At 35.3% G+C, this 1,244-nt stretch carries 2 protein-coding genes; both read right to left on the bottom strand.

Features of this window, described 5'->3' with window-relative positions; all coding sequences use genetic code 11:
* Window positions 1-98: 98 nt before the first annotated feature.
* Window positions 99-893 (bottom strand): hypothetical protein, encoded by a 795-nt coding sequence (locus tag Q7C21_RS22120; RefSeq protein WP_305936170.1) that lies wholly within the window; start codon window positions 891-893, stop codon window positions 99-101.
* Window positions 893-1,168: a mobilization protein MobS gene (locus Q7C21_RS22115; RefSeq protein WP_305936169.1), complete on the bottom strand. Its 276-nt coding sequence runs from the start codon at window positions 1,166-1,168 to the stop codon at window positions 893-895. The genes Q7C21_RS22120 and Q7C21_RS22115 overlap by 1 nt, the downstream gene beginning before the upstream one ends.
* Window positions 1,169-1,244 lie beyond the last annotated feature (76 nt).

The following is a 1,244-nucleotide window of genomic DNA, read 5'->3' as shown; positions in this document are numbered from 1 at the left end:
TCGTATATAGCCCACAGCCAAAGGTTCAAGTCCTCACTAGGGAACCGAACCAGTGAAAATATATGACTGGTTCTCCATAGTTATAAGTTAAACAATAACTAGGAAATTATTTTTTGAATAGGAAGCGTCAGTAACTCTAGGCAATCACTATCCCCAACAGTCAAAAAACTCATAGAATTAGAAGGTAAAGCACCAGTAGTTTGAACTGTAATCTTATTATCTGCTCCTATTTTAATTGTTGAGTCAGACATAGTTATAGTATTGGAGTCTTTATTCCATACCGTACCTTTAGGAAATACAGGAGTTGCAACTTCTGAACCGTTTAAAAAGTATAGGCAGTTAGGCTTTCCCATATCTTGAATTGTACCTATCTGCTCTATTTTGGCAGTCTGATCAGGTTGATAAGTGAATACTCCTGAATTAAATTTAGAATCAATATTAGGAACAGTAAAACTTGAATATTTGTATTTTGGGTTCATGGTTATATCTTCTGAATGAGAATCTACTGACGACAATTTAACCTTATCAGTCAACATACACTTAGAGTTAGGTGCAGAAACCAATTCAGACTCAGAAACTATTCCAGTTCCGCCGTAGCTAAATAGCTCATCAAGTTTAATGGTGTTTTCACCTACGGTAATAGTGCCTAGCTCCTTATTCCAAAAAGATTTACCATCAGGAAAAATAGGTGTTTTAATCTGACCTCTATATCGATACTGCAAACACCCCTCAACTTCTGTCAAATAACCAAGTTTTTGTATCGCTACCTCAGGATTATTGGTAGGTATATATGTAAACAACTCAGACTTTTTGCTTTGAGGTATACTTACACACCCAACAAGACTCACTAATAGGGAAGTGAATATAATAATTCTTATATTTAAATCAGTCATCAGTTAGTCTCAACCTTACCGCCAAGCCCTTTTACCAAATCTGCCATCAAATCCTTATCCGTCTGTCTGGTCAGGAAGTTTATTAGATTATCGGCTGTATATTCCTTTAGACCTTCTACTGAATCATTCTCTAAAGCATCTACAAGAAAAGCACCCAGTAGAATTTTTTGCCGTGTCAGCTTCTTATCTAGCTTCTGCTTCTCTCTATTTATTTTAAGCTCAAGCTCATTAATCTTCTGCTGTTCTTTTAAATCATTACCACCTAGTAAGCTCATATCGGAATCCTTAAATTATTAATTTTTTTACTCATTTAACTATAGCAACTTCGCCAATACCTAACAACAGTTTATG

Origin of the sequence: Pantoea sp. ANP04 (assembly GCF_041982285.1) — a bacterium.
Lineage (GTDB): Bacteria > Pseudomonadota > Gammaproteobacteria > Enterobacterales > Enterobacteriaceae > Pantoea > Pantoea eucalypti.
The sequence above is the reverse complement of the archived record's forward strand: the minus strand, read 5'-3'. Positions and strand labels throughout refer to the sequence as shown.

Excerpts from the sequence above, each read along its gene's own strand:
- Q7C21_RS22120 (WP_305936170.1), bottom strand. The coding sequence starts at position 893 with ATGACTGATTTAAATATAAGAATTATTATATTCACTTCCCTATTAGTG.
- Q7C21_RS22115 (WP_305936169.1), bottom strand. The coding sequence starts at position 1,168 with ATGAGCTTACTAGGTGGTAATGATTTAAAAGAACAGCAGAAGATTAAT.